Origin of the sequence: Alkalihalobacillus sp. TS-13 (assembly GCF_019720915.1) — a bacterium.
Lineage (GTDB): Bacteria > Bacillota > Bacilli > Bacillales > Fictibacillaceae > Pseudalkalibacillus.
Genome location: NZ_JAHKSI010000001.1, coordinates 3,134,138 through 3,160,887, shown reverse-complemented (window position 1 = coordinate 3,160,887; position 26,750 = coordinate 3,134,138). Strand labels below are relative to the sequence as shown.

The window sequence follows — 26,750 nt, the reverse complement described above, 5'->3', positions numbered from 1 at the left end:
GTGAAAACATGAAAGCAGAATCGGTCACACAACACAATCCCTCGACGAGACCAAAGCCTCGCAAAGAGTTTCATAAACTGAAAGACTATACGAGTTCTTATTTATTCGTCCTACCTGCGTTATCGTTTTTGACTATGTTTTCAATAATTCCGATCATCTACTTGATCTGGCTAAGCTTTTACAGTTACAGTCTTCCGAGTCCACCTGAATTTACAGGGCTAGGTAACTATACCCAGATGTTGAAAGATAAGCTGTTCATCAAAAGTATCGGCAATACCCTTGTGTATACTGCAGGATCAATGGTCATTGGCTTGAGTGGGGCGATTGCGGTCGCTGTACTTTTGAACCGGAAGCTTAAAGGAATTCGTCTTTTTAAAGTGTTTTACTTTCTTCCTACCATTACTTCCGAAGTTATTACCGCGATGATTTTCCTTTGGGTGTTTGATAATAACTTAGGGATATTAAATTACATACTGAAGGTCGCAGGGGTTGAAAATCCCCCAGCATGGTTATTACAGCCTGGTACTGCTATGCTTATCCTCATTTTGATCGGAGCGTGGAGAGGGACGGCTTATAATATCCCGATATTCCTCGCAGCTCTCCAGGCAGTGCCGCAGTCTCTTTATGAAGCTGCAAGGATCGATGGGGCTAATGCTTGGAAACAATTCTGGCATATTACGTTGCCATCGATCATGCATATTCTGGTCTATTGCATGGTCATGTCGGTGATCGGTTCCTTCCAGGTTGTGGCTGTCGTTGATATATTGACGAACGGAGGACCGATGGACAGCACGATGGTTGCGATCAAACACATTTGGCAGCAAGCATTTGAATTCAACTACGTCGGTTATGGAGCAGCTTTATCATTTGTGTTATTCCCATTCTTATTGTTTGTGACATGGCTTCAACTAAAACTCTCGTCTGGAAAGGATAAATAACAAATGAAAAAGCAGAAGATCATTAAAAATTTCATCTTCTATTTTTTGCTCTCCTTGGTATTGTTCGTATTTTTGGGCCCTTACATTTGGATGGTGATGACGGCTGTAAAGTCTCAGGGTGAGGTGATGATGTGGCCGCCTAAAATCTTGCCTGCCGAATTTTATTGGGAGAATTTCTTGAGGATATGGCAGGAAACAAACCTTCCAAGAGCGTTTTTCAATAGTTTTATAGTCTCGCTCATAGCTACAATCATTAATGTATTCCTTGCTTCCTTAGCTGCATTCGCCTTTGCGCGGCTAAAATTTCCCGGCCGTGATAAGTTGTTTCTCGTGGTCCTGGCGACGATGATGATCCCAACTGGCCTGATGGTTGTTCCGCTATTTTTCATGATGAAGAACATTCCTTTTGCCGGACCTGATGGGTGGCTAGATTCATATACGGGGTTAATTCTCCCATTCGCCGTAACAGGTTTTGCTATTTTTCTCATGAGGCAGAATTTTCTTGCCATCCCGAAAGAACTTGATGAACAAGCTACAATAGATGGCTGTTCAAAATTCCAGATCTATTGGAAAATCATCCTTCCGTTGAACAAGCCTGTGATTGCATTAGTCGCGATTTTCAGCTTTTTAACTCATTGGAATGAATATCTATGGCCGCTGACGATAGCGAGATCACAGGAAATGTACACGATCCAGATCGCTCTGAAAGCATTTCAGGGACAATATAATATTGATTGGCCGTTGGTTATGGCAGGCGCCACAACAGCAGCCTTACCGATGATTATTTTGTACTTTATCCTCCAGCCTCTTTTTGAACAAGGTTTAGGAGGCCTGGGATCAGGAGGGAAAGAATTGTGAGGAATACTGAGAATATCAACCTGACTGAAGAGATAACGCTCACAAAAACGATATCTTCTTCTCAACAAGGCGACTACATTACATTGCCTTTTACGATCCCTGAGGACGTTGAAGAGATCAGGGTCCAGTTGAGTTTTACTGAACCTGAGGCGAATGTGATTGATTTAGGCGTAGAAGATCCACAAGGATTTAGAGGTTGGAGCGGAGGGGCTCGCAGGGAGATTTTTCTTCGTGAAGACCGTGCAACCCCTGGCTATGAATTAGGAGAGATCCTTCCTGGGGAGTGGGGAGTCATTTTAAATGCCTACCGGGTTCCAAAGGAATGTACGGTCACAGCAAAAGTCAGCATCAAGCGATGTGAATTTGAATGGTATAAAGGGGATCTGCACTTACATTCCAATCATAGCGATGGGGCTTTCACGGTTTCAGAAGTGGTGGATAACGTTAGGGAAGCTGGATTGCAATTTCTTGCGCTGACGGATCACAATACGTTCAGCCAAAACGTCCAGTACCCGATCGTTGAAGACCACGCGATCATTCCAGGAGTCGAACTTACAACCAATAAGGGACATGCCAATTTTTACGGTGTACCTAAACCGTTTTTGGATTTTCGATGCAAAACGAAAGAGGACGTACAAGAAAAATGGGACGAGGGGATTGCCAATGGATCGATCGTGTCGATCAATCATCCACATTGTAATTTTTGCCCGTGGGAATGGGGATTGGACAACTTTCAGGTAAAAGTGATTGAAATCTGGAATGGACCATGGAGCCAGCATAACCACGCAACTTTAGAATGGTGGGATAACCAATTGCAGCAAGGGAAGAGGATTGTGGCGATAGGAGGAAGCGATACCCATCGCCAACACGATCATATAAAATATGGGGTTCCTACGACATGGATAAACGCTGTTGCCCATTCACCTCGTAAACTATTAGAAGGTATGGGAGAGGGTCGAGTCTGTGTAGCGGCTTCACCAAAAGCACCCTGGGTTGAAATTAAACTCGGTGACACAGGCATAGGAGAAATTCATCAGAAAGACGAGCAACAAGGTTTTCTTACATTAGAGGTTGAGTTTAAAGAAAAAATGAACGGTGTATTCAAAGTCATTACCAACCAGGGCACGGTTTTTCAAGAGGATCTAACCGATAAATCCTTTTTGATCCCATCTTGTATTCCCACTACAAGCCTCTACATTCGAGTTGAATTGTGGAATCAGGAATTAGATGAACCAATCGTCATCAGTAACCCCATTTATTTACGCTAGGAGAGATCATATCCAAAAGGAGGAACTCAGGTGGAATTTCAAGCGTTAAAGGGAGTAATCGATAAGAAGTATACTGAGAAAATATGCTCCAAACTGATCTTTGGAACCGCACATTTTCATGAATATGAACGGAAAGACCAAGCATTCAACTTGATGGATGACTTTGTGGAATTAAGCGGAAACATGTTCGATACTGCCCATCAATACCTCAATAGTGAAGTTATTTTAGGCGAGTGGATTGAAAACAGAGGGATTCGAGATAGCATTTACATTCTTACAAAAGGAGCTCATCCAGACGATGGGGAACCCGGTCCGCGATTGAACCCTGCGGCCATAACCAATGATCTCATGGAAAGTCTTGAGCGTCTCCGTACTAATTACATCGATTTCTATGCACTACATCGGGATGACAAAACCGTTGATGTAGGCTTGATCATGGAAGTCTTGAATGAACACATCGCAAAGGGGCGTATCCATGCAATCGGGGCATCAAACTGGACTCATCCACGGATCCAGGAAGCAAATGCGTATGCATCCAAACATGGTTTGATCGGTTTTACCTTCAATAGTCCCAATCTCAGCCTTGCAAAATGTAATGAACCAAGATGGTCGGGGTGTGTCTCAGCTGATGAGGAACTTCTCGACTGGCATACCGGTTCACAGATGCCTTTATTGTCCTGGTCTTCTCAAGCTGGCGGTTTTTTCAGCGGCAGGTTTTCACCTGATGTGAAAAGTGACGAAGAAATGGTCCGTGTCTACTACAGTCCGGAGAACTGGGAGCGTTATGAACGTGCACGTACCCTTGCTGAAACAAAAGGAGTTTCACCGATTCAGATTGCATTGGCTTACGTACTCAATCAACCATTTTCAACCTGGGCAGTCATAGGTCCGTTTAATAAAACAGAACTGCTTTCATCCGTTGAAGGTGCAAAGGTAAAGCTTTCTTCCAAAGAAATGGATTGGTTGAACCTTAAGGGAGAAATGGGGGCACAAGCTTATGAAAAATAAATTTGCTGCTCAATTATACACGTTGAGAAAAGAAATCAGCGAAGACTTCCCTGGTGTCCTGAAATCATTGAAAGAAATCGGATGGGAAGCTGTACAGATTGACGGTTTGTTTGGTTATACACGAGAGGAAATCGCCGATACATTGAATACGTTAGGACTCCGAACCGCAGGAATACACGTAGGTCTTGATCGCTTGAATAACGATCTGGAAAATGTCGTAGCAGAAGCGAATCTTTTTCAGACCACAGAAATCATATGCCCCTATTTGGATGATGATATGAGGAATGCGGAAGGTTATATCAAGGCCAGGAAAGAGCTGAGAGAAGTTGTTCGTAAAATTGCACCTCTTGGCTTGAAGCTTGGCTACCATAACCACGATTTTGAATTCCACACAAAAATCGAAGGCGAGTTTGCGTTGGATTATATTCTTGAACCATCAGATGATGTACACCTCTTTCCGGAAATAGATACATATTGGGTGAAAAAAGCAGGGCTGGATCCCTTAACCTACATGCAAAAATTCTCTTTTAAAATGCCGATACTACATTTGAAAGACATGACCAATGATGGAACTGAAGATTTTGCCGAAGTCGGGAATGGCTGCATTGAGTTTCAGCCAATTCTGCAATGGGGCGAACGAAATGGAGTGGAATGGTATGTAGTGGAACAGGATTACTGTACAGGACATCCATTAGTCAGCCTCGCGATCAGTCTTGATAATTTGAGGAAGATGACATCGAACATGACCAATTGAGAAATGGACTAGAGGTGAAACAACATGAAGGATATCGAAGTCGTACATGTGATCTTTAAGACGCACCTTGATTTAGGGTTTACCGATCTAGAAGAGAATGTGACAAAGCAATATATGGACTTATACATCCCAAGAGCAATCCAATTAAGTGAAGAACTTGCCCGAGAAGATGGAGAGGCTCAATTTGTTTGGACGACGGGTTCCTGGCTGATCCATGAATACCTGAAAAGAGCCGATGACAAACAAGTGAAGAAAATGGAAGAAGCGATTTCAAAAGGTTATATTGCCTGGCACGGTCTACCGTTCACAACCCATACCGAAATGATGGATCGCTGCCTCTTCGAACATGGATTATCCCTTTCGAAAAGCCTAGACCAGAAATACGGGAGAAAAACAATCGCTGCAAAAATGACAGATGTTCCAGGACACACGAAAGCGATGGTTGCTTCTATGGCGAAATATGGGATGGAGTACTTGCATTTAGGCGTCAATCCTGCCTCGAAAGTCCCATCTGTCCCTAACCTGTTTGTTTGGGAAGGGAATGACGGGTCCCAATTAATCGTAAACTATGCCGACAATTATGGGGATGTACTCAGAGTAGATGGTTTGAACGAAGTAATGGTATTCGCCCACACTGGTGACAATTGCGGTCCCCCTTCATTTCAAGATATCCAACATGAATTTGATGATCTTTCAAAACGATTCCCGAATGCTAAAATCAAAGCTTCAAACATGGATGCTTTTGCTGTAAAACTCCGATCAGTCAAGCATAAACTACCTGTGATCCGAGAGGAAATCGGCGATACATGGATCCACGGAATAGGTACGGATCCGAAAAAAGTATCCCAATACAGAGAGTTGCTGCGGTTGTGGTCTGAATGGAAGGCAGAAGGAAGTCCACTTGACACACATGAAAAATACAAAGGTTTCTTAGATGCATTATTGTTAATACCTGAACACACCTGGGGACTCGATGAGAAGAAGTATTTGAATGATTACAAGAATTATTCAAAAACGGACTTCCAGAAGGCGAGGAAACAGGATTTAATCTGTAAAGATGCTGTGCCTGATAAATATCATTACATAGGGTCGTTTGCAATGGACGAATTCGATAACATGTCTGAGCAACTATTTTCAACAGACTGGGAGAATAGAAGTTACAGTTTATTTGAACGTTCCTGGGGGGAGCAGAGGTCGTACGTGGAAAAGGCGGTAAATGCGCTGCCAGAAGATAAACAAAAGGAAGTAGAAGAGGTGTTCAAGTCATTAACACCAACCAAAGTAGAAGGTGATTCAGGGCAAAGGATCAAGGTGGGACCCAGTTATAGAATCGGTCAATTCGATGTGACGTTCTCGAGCGATGGTGCAATCTCCGGATTAGTCGATCGATCAGGGAAACGATGGGCTGACTCTGAACACCGTTTGGGCGTTTTCTTCTATGAATCTTTCGGTGTGGAAAACTATAATAAATGGTTTGAACAATATGTGGAGGATATTGAACAAACCTATCGATGGTCAGAAGCCGATCAAGGAAAGCCTGGTTTTGAACTTGTAACACCAATTCCGAGACATGAAAGGTTTTCACCGATACTAGACTCGATCCGCAAAGTATCAGCCGAATCAAAAGATTATGTGTATGTTCATTTGCATACGCCAGGGCGAGCAGTAGAATGTTTTGGAGCCCCAAAAGAATTACAAGTACGATATGTCTTTAGCAAAACTGACGCGACTATTGATGTTGAAGTAAATTGGTTTGAAAAAGAGGCAAACAGACTTCCAGAAGCAATCTGGTATTCTTTCGGTCTACTAGTAGATAACCCTAACCTATGGAAAATGGACAAGTTGGGGGAATGGATTTCTCCGTTAGAGGTAGTCAAGAATGGTAACCGTAATCTCCATGCAATACAAAGTGGTCTATCCTATCAGGGCGCGGATGGGAGAGCTGTTATTGAGACGAAGGATGCCCCACTGGTTGCTCCGGGAAAACCTCGGCTTCTGCAATTTGATAATACCTTTGAATCGCTCGACCATGGTTTTCATTTTAATTTATACAACAATGTATGGGGAACCAACTTTCCAATGTGGTATGAAGAAGATGCGAAATTCAGATTCACCGTAAAACTAAATTAAAATAATAGACTGTTTTCTAAAAGCTTGTTGCTAATTGAATAAGGAAAAGGATGGAACACCGATTAGCAGAGGAAATATGCGAGACTCCTGCGGGAACAGCGAGCCAGGTGAGACCCCGCAACGAACGGTGCAAGTTCGTGAGGAGGCTCATGGTTCGCCCGCAGAAAGGGAGTGAATTTAGAAGAAATCAACATCATTCTTTAACAAAGCTAGTTTTGAAAGGAATTCTACTTTCAGGTCCGTCATTGTAAAAAAAACAATCTATAGAAACACACCGTTTCAAAACGAGAGTTCACAACCAATTACCGGTTATGGCTCTTATTTTTTCTTCCTTTACTAACTCTTGGGAAAGCGCTTTTTCACATTTACTAGTACTTTTTTAATAAAAATTCCACCATCTATTGTTAGATACATAGTATTTTCGGATGAAATACAGCTAAAATTGAATGAAAATTAAAAATATGGATTTCTTTCAGAAAATTCTGTGTTAAGATTATGAGCAAATAAAGAAAGCGCTTACCCAAACCCTGTGCTTACATGAATTTCAACAAAACAAAATACTGAAAACATTACTCAAATTGAAAGGAGGACATATATGAAAATCGCGTTCAACCAGGCTACTACACTAGCTTCTTCAACGTTAGAACAAGATCTCATCTTATGCGAGAAACATGGATACGATTTTATCGAAATCCGGCTCGATAAGCTGAAGGAGTATCTCTTAACAAACACAATTGATGATCTCAAAGACTTTTTTAAAAACTCAAAAATGAAACCGCTGTCATTGAATGCGATTGAGTGGTTCACCTTCCAGAACGAAACCACTTTCGCATTGATGAAGGAAGACCTTAGGTTGCTTGCCAACGTGGGTCAACAGATCGGATGCAATACGATTGTCGTTGTTCCATCATTCGAGATAGGCGAAAAACATTGGTCCGAGATCAAGGCGGAAACCATCCGCTGCCTTAATGAACTTTTTCGAGTGGTACAAGACACTCCAATGAGACTGGCGCTTGAATTCGTCGGTTACCCAGAATGCTCGATCAACACCCTGGATCGCGCACATGAAATCATCAAGGAAATGAACAACGATCGAATCGGACTCGTCATCGACTGTTTTCACCTATATGCGATGAACTCCAATCTCGACGATCTAAAAAAGGTCGACAGAGACCAGATCTTCCTTTTCCATATTGATGACTGTGAAGATCTTGTCCCCGGCATACTCAGGGATCAGCATAGAATATTCCCGGGTGAAGGAGTGATCGATCTCGACACGATCATCTCGATCCTCAATGACAAAGGTTTCAAAGGACCAGCGTCAATCGAACTGTTCCGCCCGGAGTATTGGAAAATGGACCCTGAAACATGCATTCGACTATCTAAAGAAAAGACAGAAGGGATTTTAAAACGGATTGTCTCTGAAGGTATTTCTTAGCAAGTAAAATTTTCAAGATTAGGTGGTCAGATTAAAATGAAAAAAATGTTTGTTCTGTTCTTATCACTTGTAATGATCTTGGCTGTGTCAGGCTGTAACTCTTCCGGAGGGGAAGATGACAAAACGATTACGATTGCGATGGTGGCTGGTGCTGAATCATCTGCCATAAAGCAGCTTGTCCCGAAATTTGAAGAAGAAACCGGCATAAAAGTCGAGTGGAATGAATTCGACTATAACACGTTATACGAACGGATCTACAACGATTTAAGAAATAAATCAGGTACGTACGACGTCATTTTTGCTGACGATCCATGGATGCCGATGTTTGCGGGAGGCGGTTTCTTGACTCCTCTTGATGAACTCGATTACAAGCCGGAAGACGATTTTGCAGAAATGTCCCGTCAAGTTTCGATGTGGCCGGCACCTGAAGGACCACGTCTTCCAGAAGAGGACAAGGATGCGAAGCCTCGTTATTACGGTGTTCCTCAAGTTGGGAACGTACAGCTGTTCTTCTATCGTAAAGACATTTTAAATGAAGCCCCGGAGACATGGGAGGATCTTGATAAGGCAATTCAGGAGCACAAAGGCGAGACGAAGTACGGTTTCGTCCATCGTGGAGCTCGTGGTAACCCGATTGCAACGAACTTCAATGCGTTCTTATGGTCCCATGGAGGCGATTTCTTCGATGAAAATTGGAACGTAACCCTGGATAGTCCAGACTCGATTGAAGCATTGGAACGTTACGTAGCTTTTAAAGAAAATGCACCGAAAGGTATCGCCAACTATGACGCAGACTCCATCGGACGTGTCATGTCTAAAGGCGATGCACTAGGCTCGATCGTATGGCCGGCCTGGGGAGAAACGATCGAAAATCCTGATAAATCTGAAGTAGCAGGGAAAATCGGCTACTCATTAGTCCCTAAAGCAGAAGGGAAAGAGCATGCTCCAATGATCGGAAACTGGATTTTCGGAATTCCAAAAGAGTCTGAATCGAAGGAATCCGCACTGAAGTTCATTAAATGGGCATCTTCTAAAGAGATCCAAACGGAAATGACGAAGCTCGGGGGTATTCCAACCCGTTCCAGTGTCTTGACCGATAAGAAGTTATTAGAGGATTATCCGTATCTTGAAGCTGTTAACGAAGGACTTGAAAACGCGAAATGGCGCCCGCGTACACCACTTTATTCTCAAGTGGAAGAAATTTACGGCACCTATCTGAACCAGGCTTTATCTGGAGATCTAACACCTGAACAAGCTATGAAAAAAGCTGCTGATAAAATCAGGGCGCTGATGAAAAAGAACGGGTATTAACTTTGAAGCAAAAGGGGGATCCGCACTAAGGCTGACTCATTAGCGTGAGCGGGTCACCCCGTACCCTTTAGGAGGGAAATGCATGAGTGAAAAATCCAATGTTTCGTTAACAGAGGTGGTGGAGCCAAAGGCCGTTACCAGAAAGCCGCCAAAAAGGAGCATCATGGGGAGTGACAAGTTCCTTCCATACCTTTTGTTAGCCCCGACCATATTCATATTGCTGCTGTTGACGGTTTTTCCGATTATCTATTCCTTGGTGGTTTCGCTCTCCAAATTTGACACCTTTGGGAATATGTCTGGGTTTGCAGGGTTGGAAAATTACGTTTCCGCCTTGACGAGCGGTGTTTTCTGGAATGCAATCTTCGTAACCCTGCTCTTTACAGTATTGGCCGTAGCCATTCAGCTTTTTCTCGGGTTCAATCTGGCGCTGATGGTTTCGGAAGACGGAAAAATGATGAAGTATCTGCGGTGGCTCTTGATCATTCCGATGATGCTTTCACCGTTGGTCGTCGCCATCGTCTTCAAGTTGATGTTGAATACCGATATGGGGATCATCAACTATATCCTTGAGGGAATCGGGATATCGAAAATCAACTTCCTGGGAGAACCTGTGTTAGCGTTCATCTCGCTGCTCCTCGTGGATGTATGGCAATGGACGCCGATGGTTTTCCTCATCCTGCTCGCGGGGTTGCAAGCGTTGCCGCAGGATCCATTTGAAGCGGCTGAAATCGATGGCGCCTCCAAATTCCAGGTCATACGCTATGTGACATTACCGATGCTGAAACCCGTTTTGATCGTCGCATTGGTCATCCGCACAATGGATGCCCTTCGTACATTCGACCAGGTATTCGTCTTGACCCAGGGTGGACCAGGGCGAGCTACTGAAACCATCAGTTTTTTGATGTACCGTTCAGCGATGAAATTCTCTGATTTCGGTTACGCAGCAGCCGGGTTATTCATCGTTTTGATCATTACGATTGTGATTTCATCCTCATTGATTAGATTGATGAATCGGTCACAAGCAGCAAATTAAAAAGGTGGGAAAACGATCATGACCCAAACATTACAATCTGTAAAAGATGGTGGTTTTAAGACAAAGCTGTTCCGTTTTTCATTTTTGACAATCACTGTCCTATTCATTTTGTTTCCGCTTTACTGGATGGTGATCACGAGCTTTAAGCGGGAAGTCGAATTGTTCTCAAACAACCAGACCTTCTTCCCGAAAGAGATCACATTACAGTATTATCTGGATTCGATTGAAGGCATCCTTTCGCCTAACAGCCCGTTCATGAATTTCTTTATCAACAGTTCGATCGTCGCATTCACTTCGACCTTGTTTTGTCTGACCATCGGAGCCTTTGCGGCATACAGTCTTGCCAGGTTCAAAATGAAAGGGAAACGGAATGAACGCTTGTCCTTCGCGATTTTGACGGCCAGGATGCTGCCGCCGATCGTTGTGGTCATCCCGTTGTATTTGATCATGCAAAAAGTGGGATTATTGAACACGTTATGGGCGATGTTGATCGTCTATACCGGCTTCAACCTTCCTTTCGTCGTCTGGATGCTGAAGGCGTTTTTTGAAGAAATCCCGAAAGAGCTGGAAGAATCGGCTATGATCGATGGCTATTCGAGACTGATGGCCTTCTTCAAGGTCGTACTACCGTTAGCGCTTCCTGGATTAGTCGCCACATCGATCTTTACGGTTATCCTGACATGGAATGAATTCCTGTTTGCGATGTTTTTGCTGAATTCAACGGATGTCATGACCTTGCCAGCAGGGATTTCGACGTTCATCACACAGTTCAAAACGAATTGGGGTGCACTGACAGCGGCAGCAACCTTTTCAATTTTGCCAGTATTGTTCTTCTCTTTCCTTGTCCAAAAGCATCTCGTCCGAGGCATGACGATGGGTGCTGTCAAAGGTTAAAAATAAACTGTTTTGTTGCGATTGAAGAAGTTGATAAAAACTTGGAAGGAGTGGAATATACGAGACTCCTGCGGGAAAAGCGAGCCAAGCGAGACCCCGCAGGTAGGAACGAGTGAGGAGGCTTGCGGATCGCCCGTGGAAAGCGAGTATATTTCCACTTCTATATCAGAATTGTGAGGAAGCAACAATCATTATTAAGCCAAAATTAAACAAATGATGGTGGTGTGAACATGACAGAAAAAGTGACGATCGGCATCATCGGAGCTGGAAGGATCGGCCAATTGCACGCCGACAATGCCCTCCGATCTGGACTGATCGAACTGAAAACGATAGCAGATATTTATACAGAGCATTTGGACGGGACGGTCTATGAAAAATCAGTCCCAATCATCACGACCAACCCGGATGAACTAATCATTGATCCAGAAATCGATGCAATTCTCATCTGTTCAAGTACAGATACACATACCGAATATATCATCAAGGCAGCAGAGGCAGGGAAACATATTTTCTGCGAAAAACCGATCAGCTTCAACATCGAAGATACCAAAACAGCATTAGAAGTCGTAAAGAAAGAAGGCGTCAAATTCCAGGTCGGATTCAACCGTCGGTTCGATCGGCACTTCCGGAAGGTGTATGAGACAGTCCGTAGCGGAAAGATCGGAGAGCCGCATGTCATCAAAGTTACTTCCCGCGATCCTGAAGCTCCTCCAGAGGAATATATCCAACGCTCTGGTGGGATGTTCATGGACATGACGATTCATGATTTTGATATGATTCGTTATTTAGTAGGGCAGAATGTGACGGAGATTTCGGTCCAGGCAACCTGTCTCGTCGATGAAAAGTTCAGCCGGAATGATGACGTCGATACTGCAGTCATCACCTTAACCTTTGAGGATGGTTCCTTAGGAGTGATTGATAATAGCCGGCAGGCTGTCTATGGCTATGACCAAAGAATCGAAGTTTTCGGCAATGCTGGAGTGGTGTCGGCTGAAAACGAACCAACCACCAATGTCCATATCAGTACAAAAGAAACTGTTACACTCGATAACCCGAAGTATTTCTTTTTAGAACGCTATCAAGACGCCTATGTAGAAGAATTAGATGCTTTTGCACGCAGTATCCTGGAGGATTCGCCGTTGATCTGCAGCGGGGAGGATGGCCTCCAGGCTGAGCTCCTGGCAATCGCCGCAAAAACATCTTTAAAGGAAAAAAGAGCTGTGAAACTATCAGAATTTCAAATGATTACTTCATAGTATTTTTATTGAAAAAACCGCAGTAGTCCAACTGTTTGTTAAGCGCTTAACCCTGAATTTTTAATAGGAGGTCAATCATGCCAGAACTATTAGTGAAACCTGAGGAACGTGACCAGGAGGGAAGAGTCATTTCTGTCACACCAGAATCGGCGGAATGGGAGTACGTCGGTTTTGAAGTCTATTCTTTGAAAAAAGGAGAACAACTTCAAAGGAAAACCGAAGATCAAGAAATCTGTCTCGTGTTGCTGAGCGGGAAAGCGGATGTTGAGACGACGGAAGAACAATTCCAGGGTATCGGGGAGCGGATGAGCGTCTTTGAAAAAGTACCGCCATATTCCGTCTATGTCCCCAATCAAGATCAATACAAAGTGACAGCACTGACAGATCTTGAGCTCGCAGTGTGTGCGGCGCCAGGCAAAGGAAATCACAACCTACGCCTGATCCGTCCGGAAGATGTCGGTGTTGAAGATCGCGGCTATGGTCATATGACGAGGAAAATCCATAATATCCTCCCGGAACAAGAACCGGCTGATAGTTTACTAGTTGTTGAAGTGTTCACACCGGAAGGGAACTGGTCCAGCTATCCACCCCATAAACACGACACGGACAATCTGCCGAATGAATCGTATTTGGAAGAGACGTATTACCATAAAGTCAATCCTGAGAAAGGATTCGTCTTCCAGCGCATCTATAACGACGATCGCAGTCTCGATGAATCGCTGGCTGTCGGCGATGGAAACGTCGTCGTCGTACCAGAAGGGTATCATCCAGTTTCCGCGCCTCCCGGATATGAGTCCTATTATTTGAACGTCATGGCCGGCCCGGTTCGGACATGGAAATTCCATAATGATCCCGATCATGAACACCTTTTTGAAAATGTCATGAAAAAATGAATCCGAACGCTCGAGTCTATGGAAGTGGAGGTTTTCACAGGTGTATAAACTTGATTTTAAAAAAGATCGTCCTATTGATCTGATCGCGTTAGGCCGATTATGCATTGATTTGAATGCGAACGAGATTAACCGTCCGATGGAAGAAACCCGGACGTTCACTAAATATGTCGGGGGTTCACCGGCAAACATTGCCATCGGCGCTGCCAGATTGGACCTGAAAACTGGTTTTATCGGAAAAGTATCGGATGATCAGATGGGTCGTTTTATCCAGCATTATTTAATTGAAAATGATATTGATGTCAGTGGTGTCGAAGTCGATCAGACGGGTGCGATGACAGGGCTTGCTTTTACAGAAATTAAAAGTCCCGAAGACTGCAGCATCTTGATGTATCGCGATAACGTCGCTGATCTGAAACTCTCGACACACGACATTGATGAAGAATACATCAAACGCTCAAAGGCATTGCTCATCTCTGGTACGGCACTTGCTGCGAGCCCTTCAAGAGAAGCTGTCTACCTGGCACTCGAATATGCACGCAAGCATGACGTTGTCGTCCTCTTTGACCTCGATTATCGTCCTTATACGTGGAACTCCCCTGAAGAGACAGCGACGTTTTACAACCTAGCCGCGGAAAAATGTGATGTCATCATTGGTACGAGAGAAGAATTCGATATGATGGAACAATTTGAACGGGAGGCGGGAGCGGATGATCAAAAGACAGCGAAAAAATGGTTCGATCATCACGCTGAAATCGTCATCATCAAGCACGGAGCGGAAGGATCGATCGCGTATACGAAGGATGGAGGATCGTATAAAGGCGGCATCTTCAAAACGAAAGTGCTCAAGACATTCGGAGCCGGCGATTCGTATGCATCAGCCTTGATCTATGGTCTGTTCCAGGGATGGGATCTCCCGAGAGCGATGACATTCGGCAGTGCTTCAGCTTCGATCGTCATCTCGAAACATAGTTGCTCGGACGCCATGCCGACAGTCGAAGAGATCAAATCGTTCATGGCCGAAGCGCAACAGGTCACTTGAACAGGAAACTGAGCAATCAAAAGGAGGATTTCATATGGCACAACAAACAGCTGTCAAAACGATAAAAAACTACGTGGACGGAAAATGGATCGAGTCCAAATCGGACAAAACGGAACCTGTCTATAACCCTGCAACAGGGGAAGTGATCGGCAACGTCCCGATTTCAACACGGGAAGAACTGGATGAAGCTGTTGACGTAGCGCGGAAAGCATTCGAGGAATGGAGCCAGGTGGCGGTACCGAAACGTGCAAGGATTCTATTCAAATACCAGCAGCTTCTCGTTGAAAAATGGGATGAGCTTGCCGAGCTGATCACGATCGAAAACGGGAAAAATTTTAAAGAAGCGTATGGCGAAGTGCAGAGAGGGATCGAGTGTGTAGAATTTTCGGCTGGCGCTCCAACATTGACGATGGGCTCACATCTGGCATCGATCGCCTCGGACCTTGAATCAGGAGAATACCGCTATCCGATCGGTGTGGTTGGTGGAATCACGCCATTCAACTTCCCGATGATGGTACCATGCTGGATGTTCCCGCTCGCGATCGTGACAGGGAACACCTTCGTCCTCAAGCCTTCTGAAAAAACACCTTTACTTGCAAATAGGTTAGCGGAACTGTTTGAAGAAGCAGGCTTACCTGCAGGGGTCTTGAACATCGTCCATGGCGCACACGATGTCGTGAATGGACTTCTTGAAAATAAAGCCGTAAAAGCGATCTCTTTCGTCGGATCCCAACCGGTTGCCGAGTATGTTTATAAAAAAGGGACAGATCATCTGAAGCGTGTACAGGCGCTAGCTGGTGCGAAAAACCATTCGATCGTCCTCAATGATGCCAATCTCGAAAATGCAGCAACCCAGGTGTTGAACGCAGCCTTTGGTTCAGCTGGAGAACGTTGCATGGCTTGTTCTGTTGTCGCCGTACAGGAGGATGTAGCTGACGAGTTCATCGAAAACTTGAAGCAAAAAGTCGATGACATCAAAATCGGCAACGGCCTTGACGATGGAGTATTCCTTGGACCCGTCATCCGCGAACAGCATAAAGAGCGTACGTTGAATTATATCGAAACAGGTGAAAAAGAAGGAGCGCGCTTAGTCCGTGACGGTAGAAAAGACGATACGGGACAAGAGAACGGTTACTTTGTCGGCGCAACGATCTTTGATGATGTGACGAGTGAAATGAAGATCTGGCAGGATGAAATTTTCGCACCCGTCCTTTCAATTGCACGTGTCAAAGACCTGGATGAAGCGGTTGAACTGACCAATCAATCACGCTTTGCAAACGGTGCCTGCCTGTTCACAAGAGACGGTGGAAATGTTCGACGATTCCGTGAAACGATTGACGCTGGAATGCTTGGTGTCAATATCGGAGTGCCAGCCCCAATGGCGTTCTTCCCATTCTCCGGCTGGAAGGATTCATTTTACGGCGACCTTCATGTAAACGGGAAAGACGGCGTGAACTTTTACACGAGAAAGAAAGTACTGACTTCAAGGTGGGTATGACCAGGTGATTCCGGATAGAACTTCTTCTGTCCGGTTTCTTCAATATAAGTTCAGTTAAAGCTCACTGACAAAGTCAGGCTGTAATTTAAGATGAGCGGCTTATCGAAAAATTTAACGGACCCAGAGCCCTTATTTGTGAATATATCTCTAATTTCACAGACTTAGCGGACACCAGCGCTCTTATTTACATGAATTAGCTGAAAAAACATTCGCTTTTGGCAAAATAACGTCTCTCATGTCCGCTAAATTTCCAAAACAACTGTTTTTGTTACGAATAAGGTCCCGTATGTCCGTTAGAGTGGTGATCCTATCACATGAAGTTGAAAATTTAGCGGAACTAGGCCTTTCCAAGTTTTCTTTATCATAGATTGAAAGATTGAGGTGAATCTTAATGAGATTGACAACTGCACAAGCGTTAGTAAAATTCCTGAATCAGCAATATATCGAGTTCGAAGGCAAAGAGCAGAAGCTATTCAAAGGAGTCTTCACGATCTTCGGCCACGGAAATGTGCTCGGCATGGGCCAGGCTTTAGAAGAAAACAGCGGTGAGCTTGAAGTCTACCAGGGTAGGAACGAACAGGGGATGGCGCATGCGGCGATCGCCTTTGCGAAACAAAACCACCGGAAACAGCTGATGGTCTGCACCTCTTCAGTAGGACCTGGCTCTGCGAATATGGTCACAGCTGCGGCAACGGCTACAGCGAACAACATTCCGGTTTTACTTTTACCAGGAGACACCTTCGCGTCACGGCAGCCGGATCCAGTGCTTCAGCAAATCGAACAGACGCATGACCCGAGTTTGACGACCAATGATGCTTTTCGACCGGTCAGTAAATATTGGGACCGTGTGAGCCGCCCGGAACAATTGATGACTGCGATGATCAATGCAATGCGCGTTTTGACCGATCAAGCAGATACGGGAGCGGTGACCGTAGCTCTTCCACAGGATGTACAGGGGGAAGGCTATGATTTTCCTGAATCCTTCTTTAAAAAGCGGATCCATCACATTGAACGCCGCCAGCCAACTGAAAATGAGCTGGCACGAGCGGTTGAATTAATCAAAAGGAAGAAGAATCTTTTGATTATCGGGGGAGGAGGCGTCCGCTATTCAGAAGCAGGAGAAACGTTGAAACAATTCGCGGAAAAATTCCGGATTCCTTTTACAGAAACCCAGGCTGGAAAAAGTGCGGTGGAATCTTCCTGTCCGTACAATCTCGGCGGAATCGGTGTGACTGGGAACCTCGCAGCAAACAGACTGGCGAAATCCGCTGATTTGATCATCGGGATCGGCACGCGATTCACCGATTTCACAACAGCCTCCAAACAACTTTTTCAAAATGAGGATGTTGAATTTCTTATCATCAACGTATCGCAATTTCAGACGGATAAATTCGATGCGGTCAAAGTCGTTGCGGACGCAAAAGCCAGTCTCGAGCGTTTGGATGATGAATTAGGAAAAACCGATTATTCGTCAGGGTATTCTGATGAAATCGAACAGGCTCGAAACGAATGGAATGACGAACTGCAACGGTTGTACGAAACAGACTGTGAGACAACAGACTACAAACCGGAAATCAAAGGACACCTTGATGAAGAGTTGGAAGAATATAAAGAAGCGCTCAAATCCTCGCTTACACAAACAGCGGTGCTCGGTGAAATCAACCAATCGCTCAGCGAAGATTCGATCATTGTTGGTTCATCCGGCAGTTTGCCAGGTGATTTGCAACGGATGTGGGTCAACCGCAAGCCGAATACCTACCATCTCGAATACGGCTACTCGTGCATGGGCTATGAAATTTCGGGTGCTCTCGGCGTGAAAATGGCTGCTCCAGATCAAGAGGTCTATGCCATGGTCGGCGATGGAAGCTATTTGATGCTGCATTCGGAATTGATTACGAGTTTGCAAGAAAACAAGAAAATCAATGTCGTTCTCTTCGATAATGCAGGCTTCGGCTGTATCAACAACCTGCAGATGGGCAATGGAATGGGCAGCTTTGGAACAGAATTTCGTAAACGTGACGAGGAAAAGAAAGCGCTATGCGGTCCTATCCAGGAAATCGATTTTGCGAAAAGTGCGGAAGGATACGGGGTGAAGACCTACAGCATCCACACGATGGAAGATTTGAAGTTTGCGTTGGAAGATTCGAAGAAACAGGCGGTATCGACTTTGCTTGATATAAAAGTTTTACCGAAAACGATGACGGATGGCTATGGTGCATGGTGGCATGTTGGTGTCGCGGAAACCTCCACAAAAGAATCAACAAAGACTGCCTACCAAGATAAAGAAGGAAACTTGAAGCTTGCAAGAAAATATTGAATGGAGGCGTGCGGACTCAATGTCACAACATCATGAATCTAAAGTGAAAATCGGTATTGCGCCGATCGGCTGGACGAATGACGACATGCCTGAGCTGGGTCAGGAGATCACGTTCGAACAATGCATCAGTGAGATGGCGCTGGCCGGTTTTACCGGAACTGAAGTAGGGAACAAGTACCCCCGTGATCCCAAGGTGTTGAAAAAAGCACTTGGACTGAGGAAGCTGGAAATAGCAAGTGCATGGTTCAGCGCTTTCCTGACGACAAAGCCTTTTCAAGAGACCGAAGAAACTTTCATCCAGCATAGGGATTTTTTAGATGAGATTGGCGCAAAAGTGATCGTCGTTTCTGAACAAGGGCATAGCATTCAGGGAAAAATGGATATCCCGTTGTTCGAGGCAAAGCCCGTTTTCACAGACGAAGAATGGAAGAGGCTTACGGTAGGTTTGAACAAACTCGGTTCACTCGCACAGGAAAAAGGCATGAACATCGTTTTCCACCATCATATGGGGACGGGCGTCCAAACGACTGAAGAAGTTGACCGGCTCATGGAGATGACAGACCCAGAGCTCGTCCATTTACTCTTTGACACCGGGCATCTGTTTTTCTCAGGTGACGATCCGCTTGAGGTGTTGGAGCGCTATCGGCCACGTATTAAACATGTCCATTTGAAGGATGTCAGGATGGATGTAGCGGAAAAAGTGAAGCAGGAAAAGCTGAGCTTTTTACAGTCGGTCAAGGAAGGCGTCTTCACGGTACCCGGTGATGGAGATTTCAATTTCACGCCGATATTCAAGCTGCTTAGCGAAACCGATTACGTAGGATGGATGCTGGTCGAAGCGGAACAGGATCCTGCTAAAGCGAATCCGCTGGAATATGCGATCATGGCTCGAGAATATATCAAAAAAGCTTCTGGAATATGAGGATGGGAGTGGAAGCAGAATGAAATAGGCGCTTTTCATCTCATTTAAAGAAAGTATAAATACTTTCTTCAAGATAAGGGCGACTAAGGCTCAGCCTACGCTAAGGCTTGGCTTTGCCAAGTCTTCTTTATTTCGTTTCAATGAAATTATCAATTTATTATTATAGGTTATAATGGGTAATAGAGTAAGAAAAGGATTCAGAAAGGCGAGACGTTATATGGCCCCTACTATTTATGATGTCGCAAAAAAGGCGAGTGTCTCGATTGCGACGGTATCGAAAGTGATCAATAATACCGGAAGAATCAGCGAGCCTACCAGGGTGAAGGTTCTTGAGGCGATGAAACAGCTCGATTATCGGCCTAGTGTCGTGGCATCTGCATTGACGAGAAAGAAGACCGATACACTAGGTTTGCTGGTTCCTGATATATCGAACCCGTTTTTCTCTGAGATTGCTCGGAATATTGAAGATCGTGCGCACGAACGCGGATTAAGCGTGATCATCTGCAGTACCGACTATAACGAGGAAAAAGAGAAGAAATACATCGATCTGTTGAAGCGAAAACAAGTGGACGGTTTCATCATTTCTTCAGGTTTTAAAAATTTAGACCTGTTGAAGAGTCTGATGGATCAAAATATCCCTGTTGTAATGCTGGCTTTAGATAATCCTTCGATCAACGTGAACGTCATATCCGTCGACGACCATCGAGGAGGATACCAAGCGACCGCACACCTCCTGGCGCAAGGTCACGAGAACATCGCGTATATTGGGGAGGATGTACGAAGCAGTAATATTCGGATCTTCGGGTATCGCGAGGCACACGAAGATTATGGCGTACCGATCGATGAAGAAAACATCGTTAAGATTCCTTCAACAATGGATGACAGCCGAGAGATGACGAAGAAGTTACTCGGGCGGCCGAACCCTCCGACAGCAGTATTCGCGGCAAATGATCTTCTCGCGATTGGTGTCATCCAGGGCGCCCGTGAAAAAGGGTTGAACGTACCCGAAGATCTATCCGTAGTCGGCTTTGACGATACGATTCTGGCGACGATCACCGTTCCAATGCTGACCACCGTCGCGCAGCCAATAACCGCAATGGGGAATAAAATCGTAGACGTGCTGATCGAAGAAATCGGCGGAAAGAAAAAGGTGAAAGAACGAAATCTGTTCACCCCATCCCTAATCATAAGAGGAACAACCGGACGCCCACACAACCTTCCAAAACCAAAAGCGAACTGAACGAATCCAGTGAGTAAAAAAGGACTAACTCCCACACGATCAAGGAATGGGGAGTTAGTCCTTTTTATATGGACGTTAAACAAACGTTTGATTGAAATCAGAAACCGCATAACCCCAATCGTTTCCCACACTTAAACAAACGCTTGATTGAACAAACACGAAAAATGTCGCAATATTCTCGGTGCCAGGCACCGAAAAGGAACCCAAGTGGCACAAGGGTTTTCAAAGTGTACCTGGCACCATTTTCAACCCATTGCGCAACAAGTCTTTCAAAAGTGTACCTGGCACCGATCGAGATCCCTTGGTACGACTGGCTTTAGGATCGGTGCCTGGTACATTAAAAAAATACATTAAAAGATAACAGTCATCCACGCAATACCATTTTGGAGATTATATCCGCCTTTTTTATCATTTTCAGAGAAATTATCCATATTTCTGAAAATTTGTGTTATTATGTTGGTAACAATTTTTGGGAGGGGTTGAATGGATGTTGCTTTAGAAGAGTGTGCATTTCACAGCACGATATTGAACAGGGAGCAAAAAGTGATTTTCCTTCACTCCGAGTACTTCAAATCGAAAGGGGATGATTGCAGCCTGCTTTTTGTGCAAGACGGGGAAGATTACTTGCAGTTAGGAAACTTGAAGGAACAATTCACAGAACTGCTCAATCAGAATATTAGTCAATTCGAAAACATTGCCATGATCCTTATTCCACCAGGAACCTCACATGAGCGTTATCAGTTTTATCACCCAGAAGGTAAACACCACATAGATTATCTCCTATTTTTTCATCAAGAATTATTACCATTCGTAGAGAACAATTTCACTCACCAAAGAAAACACATCACAAAAATGGGTCTGCTTGGGGATTCACTCGGAGCTACCGTCGGTCTAGCACTCGGACTTCAGCAACCCTCCCAGTGGACGCATCTTTTACTTCAATCTACAGCAATCGAAGAACCACTCATACAAAAAATAAAAGAGAAAGCCCGAACAAACTGGAACGTATATCAAGTGTATGGCGTGCATGAAGATGGTTTTCAATCCCAAATCAGTGGGAAGACGCTCGACATCACAACGAATAACCGGAAACTGGCAAACGCCTTCCAACAGGCAGAAACGAATCTTACATACTACGAAGAAGATGAAAGCCATCTCTGGAGTTTTTGGAAAGACGATCTGAAAAGGGCGTTGACGTATTTCGCCCAACAAGAAAACAAATCGGAAAAGAGGGGGATTTTATGAAAAGGCTTTCAACATTACTATCCATATTGTTGGTTACAGCACTCATCATTTCGGGTTGCAAAAGTGCTGAGACGTCCGAAGAGGGTGAACAAGTCGAAATCGAATTCTGGACAATGCAGCTTTCACCTACATTCGATGATTACATCAATGGTGTCATCGCTGATTTTGAAGAAGAAAACCCGGATATCAAAGTGAAATGGGTCGATGTTCCTTGGGCGGATATGGAGAAGAAAATTTTAGCGGCTGTGGCATCTAAAACCGCACCTGATGTCGCCAACCTCAACCCGCAATTCGCTTCCAAACTAGCAGAATTGGATGCCCTTGTGAACATGGACGAAGTGGTGGATGAAGAAAAACAGAATGAATATTTCGAAGGTGTTTGGAAATCGAACACGTTCAATGATAAAACATTCGGGATTCCCTGGTATCTCTCTTCCCAAGTGACAATGTATAACACAGATATTTTTAAAGAAGCTGGGCTTGATCCTGACTCTCCACCAAAAACGTTTGATGAATTGAAAGATGTCGCGAAAACGATCAAAGATGAGACAGGGAAATACGCGTTCTTCCCGCCGCTCGATGCAAGCCATTTACTCGAAACACTCGTGATGATGGATGTTGACCTGACAAATGAAGATATGACAAAAGCAGCGTTCAATACGCCTGAAGGGATCAAAGCCTTCGAATTTTTCGTGGATCTTTATCAGGATGACTTGATTCCGCGTGAAGTCCTGACTGAAGGCCACGGAAAAGCGATTGATATGTACCAGGCTGGTCAGCTCGCAATCTTAGCCTCTGGCCCCCAATTCCTTAACAAAGTTGAAGAAAACGCTCCTGATATCCTGAAGGCTACCAAATCAGGACCACAGATTACCGGTGCATCAGGCAAAAAGAATACAGCAGCAATGAACCTCGTTGTTCCGAAGCAAAGTGAACACCAGGATGAAGCGGTCAAGTTCTCTCTTTTCATCACGAATGCTGAAAACCAGGTTGAGTTTGATAAGATCGTCCCTATCCTTCCTTCAATCGAAAGTGCGTTAGATGATCCTTATTTCAATGAACTACCTGAAGACCCGACCCCGATTGACGAAGCTAGAATCGTGTCTGCAGAGCAGTTGAAGGAAAGCGAAGTTCTCGTCCCTCCAATGGAAAATTACGAAGAGTTGAAAACATCGATCAATGAAGCTTTACATGCTGCCATGCTAGGTAAAATGACTCCTGAAGAAGCGGTAGAACAAGCTGAGACTGAATGGAACGAGATCCTATCGCAATAAGAAAGAAATCAGGGGGGATCGACTCCCCCTTCTTCTTTTCCTATAACAAGTCCAACAAAATGAGTTCAAAGAGTGGTGGTATGTAGAGAGATGGAACCATTAACGATATTTCAACAAGTAAAAGGAGGATTAATCGTCTCCTGTCAAGCACTGGAAGATGAGCCGCTTCATGGGTCGGAAGTGATGGCGAAAATGGCGAAGGCTGCTGAAATGGGTGGCGCTGTCGGCATCAGAGCGAATGGGTCTGAAGATATTCTGGCAATCAAGAAAATGACGAACCTCCCCATCATCGGTCTTGTGAAAAAAACCTATCCCGACAGTGAAATATACATCACTCCAACTGCCAAAGAAGTTGACGAATTGATAAAAGCGGACGCTGACATCATCGCAGTCGATGCAACCTTAAGGGCGCGCCCCAATGAACAAACCCTCGCCGAATTGATCAACCATATCCATCGTCATAAAAAATTGGTGATGGCGGATGTTTCCACTTATGAAGAGGGCATAAAAGCTGCAGCTATCGGAGCGGATTGCATATCAACGACCCTATCCGGTTATACGTCGTATTCTCCATCAATAGAGACACCGGATTTTCGATTAGTGGAACAGTTGGCAAAACGTCTGACCGTACCATTGTTTGCTGAAGGAAGATACCATTCACCAGAAGAGACACGAAAAGCGCTGCAACTTGGTGCACACAGTGTTGTTGTAGGTTCAGCGATCACTAGACCTCAGGAAATCACCAGAAGATACACGAATCTGTTAAAGAAAGAAGGCTATGCGGATGACAGTGAAACAAGCGAATCAGACCGGAAATATAAAAGGGTTGATTAACAGTTACTTTCCTGCTTTGACCAAGTCGGAGCAAAAGGTTGCAGACATCGTGATGCAACAGCTTGATCAGGTGATTTACTACTCCGTCACGGATCTTGCGGATGCTGCAGAGGTCGGTGAAACGACCGTTCTGCGTTTTTGCCGGAAAATCGGTCTGAAAGGTTATCAAGAATTCAAACTGGCGATTGCAAAGGATTTGGCGAACAAGACTGGAGAAGAATCGGGTAACGCTGTACAAAATGATCTGTTTACCACGATTTCTTCCTATACGATCGATGCGATACATGAAACTGTCTCAATGAACAGTGAAGAGGCGATCAATAAAGCGATCGACATGATCGATCAAGCGTCGTCCGTCCACTTTTTCGGAGTCGGTACGTCCGGATTGACCGCTCTCGATGCCAAAAACCGTTTTCTCAGGATCGGCCGGAGAGTGGATGCGGTGATTGATCCGCATCTACAGGCGATGACAGCTGCAACCCTATCAGAGAATGATCTTGTCGTCGGCATAACCGTGTCAGGTAGCACGAAGGACACGATCGATTCGTTAAAAATCGCAAAAGAAAATGGCGCGACAACGATTGCCGTCACGTATCATGCGAGATCGCCCATCACAAAAATCGCGGATGCTGTGCTGATCAACGGAGGAAAAGAGTCGCCTCTTGAAGGAAGTTCCCTCGCAGCTAAGATTTCTCAGCTGTTCGTGATCGATCTATTATGTACAGGGCTTGCCCTTAAACACAAACAAGAATCATTGGAAATGAAAGAAAAGACAGCGCAATCCGTTGTGAACAAGATCTATTAAGATGGTGAAAAGATGAAAGCGATCGGAATCGATATAGGCGGAACGGCAATTAAAGGGGCTATCGTCGACGAAAACAGAAAAATTCATCATCAGATCACGACTCTGACAAATGTGGCCGAGGGACGAGAAGGAATCCTTGCATCATTGATAACCACGATCGACAGGTTGCTTGAAAAAGAAAAGGATATCGTTGGAGTCGGGATCGGCACTGCCGGTAGAGTCAATGTGAAAACAGGTGAGGTCGTTTATAGTACAGCTAATCTTCCGGGCTGGCAGGGCATCAACCTGCACGATTTTATTGAAAATACATACGCACTTCCTGCGGTCATTGACAATGATGCGAATGCAGCGCTGGCAGGCGAATGGTGGAATAAAGAAGAGACATATGATTCAGTCACGTTCCTGACCCTTGGGACTGGTGTGGGCGGGGCAAACATGATCAATCGGAACATCTTCAGAGGGAATCATTGGAACGGCGGTGAATGGGGGCACGTCATCCTCTATCCTGGGGGACGGCCATGTAACTGTGGAAATAGCGGTTGTATCGAACAATATCTTTCTGGAACTGCATTACTGAGTCTCACAAATGAACATTCCGGAAACCGAACCTATAAAAACGGTGCAGAAGTGTTTGAAGCTTTCCACACTGGCGACAAAACAATCCAGCCAGTCGTCGAGAGGTACCTGAATGACCTGGCACTTGTCATCTATAACCTTTCTGTAAGCATCGATCCTGAAGTGGTCATCATCGGTGGAGGGGTCATCGAGTCGAAGGACAAGTGGTGGCAAACGTTTCAACAAAAATTGGCGGAAAAAGAGGTGAAGCTGGATGTTCTGGCAGCGACTCTCGGAAACAAAGCCGGGATGATCGGCTCGACTAAGCTGTTGTTCGATGCATTGAGTAAGGGGGGAGAGGTGTGACACGTAACGCGTTGACACCATATTTGTTTTTGCTGCCAGGATGTGTGATTTTGGGAGCATTCATTTTCTATCCGTTGTTGCAAGCCATCTGGTTGAGCTTCACCGATTACAACATGATTGTCGATCCAACCTTCGTCGGGACGGAAAATTACCAGAAACTTTTCGATGACAGTATGTTTTGGAAAACGCTCATCCAGACGCTGATCTATCTCGTCGGCGTTGTTCCAGCTCTTATCATTTTACCGATTTTTCTCGCAATCCTCGTCAACCAAAAGCTCAAAGGAATCGGATTTTTCCGTTCTGCTTATTACATACCTGTCGTCACCTCCTGGGTGGTCGTCGGGATTACATGGGAATGGGTGTATGCGGAAAAAGGAGTCCTCAACTACATTTTAGAGGTGGTTGGTCTGATCAATGGTCCGGTCCACTGGCTTACATCCGAACAGACAGCCCTCTTTGCGGTCATGGCCGTAACAGTCTGGAAGGGTTTAGGGTATTACATGATCATCTATTTGGCGGGGCTTCAGTCGATCCCATCCAACCTATACGAAGCGGCAGAAATTGATGGGGCGAATAAGTGGCAACAGACGATCCGAATCACGATCCCAATGTTGATGCCATCGATCATCATCGTCACCGTTATGTCGTCGATTGCCGCTATGAAAGTATTTGAAGAGATCTACATCATGACAGGAGGCGGTCCGCTTAACAGTTCGAAAACGCTTGTGTTTTATATCTATCAAGAGGCATTTGAGAAGTTGAACATGGGCTATGCAAGTGCTGCTGGTGTCGTGCTCTTTCTCATCACACTCATTTTTTCAATTGTCAATTTGAAACTGATGGGCAGGAAAGAAAACGTAGCATAAGGGGGGGA

Annotated in this window: 23 protein-coding genes; all 23 read left to right on the top strand. The window is 44.9% G+C overall.

From position 1 onward, the window contains the following. Positions 1-8: 8 nt before the first annotated feature. The 23 genes from KOL94_RS15080 (at position 9) to KOL94_RS14970 (ending at position 26,742) form a co-directional block, all read left to right on the top strand. Positions 9-938, top strand: a complete 930-nt coding sequence (locus tag KOL94_RS15080; protein ID WP_221567216.1) for a carbohydrate ABC transporter permease — start codon at positions 9-11, stop codon at positions 936-938. A 3-nt stretch (positions 939-941) separates the two neighbouring features. Next, complete coding sequence (locus KOL94_RS15075) at positions 942-1,796, top strand: carbohydrate ABC transporter permease (protein WP_221567215.1); 855 nt, start codon at positions 942-944, stop codon at positions 1,794-1,796. Then, on the top strand, positions 1,793-3,064 hold the full coding sequence (locus KOL94_RS15070) for a CehA/McbA family metallohydrolase (RefSeq protein ID WP_221567214.1): 1,272 nt from the start codon (positions 1,793-1,795) through the stop codon (positions 3,062-3,064). The genes KOL94_RS15075 and KOL94_RS15070 overlap by 4 nt, the downstream gene beginning before the upstream one ends. A 30-nt stretch (positions 3,065-3,094) precedes the next feature. Next, complete coding sequence (locus KOL94_RS15065; protein WP_311775151.1) at positions 3,095-4,072, top strand: aldo/keto reductase; 978 nt, start codon at positions 3,095-3,097, stop codon at positions 4,070-4,072. After that, positions 4,062-4,826: a sugar phosphate isomerase/epimerase family protein gene (locus KOL94_RS15060; RefSeq protein WP_221567213.1), complete on the top strand. Its 765-nt coding sequence runs from the start codon at positions 4,062-4,064 to the stop codon at positions 4,824-4,826. Before KOL94_RS15065 ends, KOL94_RS15060 begins: the two co-directional genes overlap by 11 nt. Positions 4,827-4,850: 24 nt before the next feature. Beyond that, positions 4,851-6,956, top strand: a complete 2,106-nt coding sequence (locus KOL94_RS15055; RefSeq protein ID WP_221567212.1) for a DUF5054 domain-containing protein — start codon at positions 4,851-4,853, stop codon at positions 6,954-6,956. A gap of 595 nt (positions 6,957-7,551) precedes the next feature. Then, positions 7,552-8,394 carry a sugar phosphate isomerase/epimerase family protein gene (locus KOL94_RS15050; RefSeq protein ID WP_221567211.1) on the top strand — a complete coding sequence of 281 codons (843 nt, stop codon included), beginning with the start codon at positions 7,552-7,554 and terminating at the stop codon, positions 8,392-8,394. A 36-nt stretch (positions 8,395-8,430) separates the two neighbouring features. After that, on the top strand, positions 8,431-9,705 hold the full coding sequence (locus KOL94_RS15045; RefSeq protein WP_221567210.1) for an extracellular solute-binding protein: 1,275 nt from the start codon (positions 8,431-8,433) through the stop codon (positions 9,703-9,705). Positions 9,706-9,787: 82 nt separating this feature from the next. After that, positions 9,788-10,738 (top strand): carbohydrate ABC transporter permease, encoded by a 951-nt coding sequence (locus KOL94_RS15040; protein WP_221567209.1) that lies wholly within the window; start codon positions 9,788-9,790, stop codon positions 10,736-10,738. An 18-nt stretch (positions 10,739-10,756) separates the two neighbouring features. After that, the gene (locus tag KOL94_RS15035; RefSeq protein WP_221567208.1) at positions 10,757-11,632 is read left to right on the top strand and encodes a carbohydrate ABC transporter permease; all 876 of its coding nucleotides are present in this window, start codon (positions 10,757-10,759) and stop codon (positions 11,630-11,632) included. 230 nt (positions 11,633-11,862) lie between these two features. Then, on the top strand, positions 11,863-12,888 hold the full coding sequence (iolG, locus tag KOL94_RS15030; RefSeq protein ID WP_221567207.1) for an inositol 2-dehydrogenase: 1,026 nt from the start codon (positions 11,863-11,865) through the stop codon (positions 12,886-12,888). A 77-nt stretch (positions 12,889-12,965) separates the two neighbouring features. After that, entirely contained in the window at positions 12,966-13,781 is an 816-nt protein-coding gene (gene iolB, locus KOL94_RS15025) for a 5-deoxy-glucuronate isomerase (protein WP_221567206.1), read from the top strand. A gap of 40 nt (positions 13,782-13,821) precedes the next feature. Continuing rightward, a complete protein-coding gene (gene iolC, locus KOL94_RS15020) occupies positions 13,822-14,820 on the top strand; it encodes a 5-dehydro-2-deoxygluconokinase (RefSeq protein WP_221567205.1) in 999 nt (332 codons plus the stop codon). A gap of 34 nt (positions 14,821-14,854) precedes the next feature. Continuing rightward, the gene (locus tag KOL94_RS15015) at positions 14,855-16,318 is read left to right on the top strand and encodes a CoA-acylating methylmalonate-semialdehyde dehydrogenase (protein WP_221567204.1); all 1,464 of its coding nucleotides are present in this window, start codon (positions 14,855-14,857) and stop codon (positions 16,316-16,318) included. A 391-nt stretch (positions 16,319-16,709) separates the two neighbouring features. Beyond that, complete coding sequence (gene iolD, locus KOL94_RS15010; protein ID WP_221567203.1) at positions 16,710-18,635, top strand: 3D-(3,5/4)-trihydroxycyclohexane-1,2-dione acylhydrolase (decyclizing); 1,926 nt, start codon at positions 16,710-16,712, stop codon at positions 18,633-18,635. A 19-nt stretch (positions 18,636-18,654) separates the two neighbouring features. Further along, positions 18,655-19,557 carry a myo-inosose-2 dehydratase gene (gene iolE / locus KOL94_RS15005; RefSeq protein ID WP_221567202.1) on the top strand — a complete coding sequence of 301 codons (903 nt, stop codon included), beginning with the start codon at positions 18,655-18,657 and terminating at the stop codon, positions 19,555-19,557. Between the two features lie 172 nt (positions 19,558-19,729). After that, positions 19,730-20,797, top strand: a complete 1,068-nt coding sequence (locus KOL94_RS15000; protein ID WP_311775150.1) for a LacI family DNA-binding transcriptional regulator — start codon at positions 19,730-19,732, stop codon at positions 20,795-20,797. A 483-nt stretch (positions 20,798-21,280) separates the two neighbouring features. Further along, a complete protein-coding gene (locus KOL94_RS14995; RefSeq protein ID WP_221567201.1) occupies positions 21,281-22,042 on the top strand; it encodes an alpha/beta hydrolase in 762 nt (253 codons plus the stop codon). Then, positions 22,039-23,316, top strand: coding sequence for an ABC transporter substrate-binding protein (locus KOL94_RS14990; protein WP_221567200.1), 1,278 nt, complete (start codon positions 22,039-22,041; stop codon positions 23,314-23,316). Before KOL94_RS14995 ends, KOL94_RS14990 begins: the two co-directional genes overlap by 4 nt. Before the next feature lie 90 nt (positions 23,317-23,406). After that, a complete protein-coding gene (locus tag KOL94_RS14985; protein WP_221567199.1) occupies positions 23,407-24,150 on the top strand; it encodes an N-acetylmannosamine-6-phosphate 2-epimerase in 744 nt (247 codons plus the stop codon). After that, complete coding sequence (locus KOL94_RS14980; RefSeq protein WP_221567198.1) at positions 24,101-24,955, top strand: MurR/RpiR family transcriptional regulator; 855 nt, start codon at positions 24,101-24,103, stop codon at positions 24,953-24,955. The genes KOL94_RS14985 and KOL94_RS14980 overlap by 50 nt, the downstream gene beginning before the upstream one ends. Positions 24,956-24,967: 12 nt before the next feature. Continuing rightward, positions 24,968-25,876, top strand: coding sequence for an ROK family protein (locus tag KOL94_RS14975; RefSeq protein WP_221567197.1), 909 nt, complete (start codon positions 24,968-24,970; stop codon positions 25,874-25,876). After that, a complete protein-coding gene (locus KOL94_RS14970; RefSeq protein ID WP_221567196.1) occupies positions 25,873-26,742 on the top strand; it encodes a carbohydrate ABC transporter permease in 870 nt (289 codons plus the stop codon). Before KOL94_RS14975 ends, KOL94_RS14970 begins: the two co-directional genes overlap by 4 nt. Positions 26,743-26,750 lie beyond the last annotated feature (8 nt).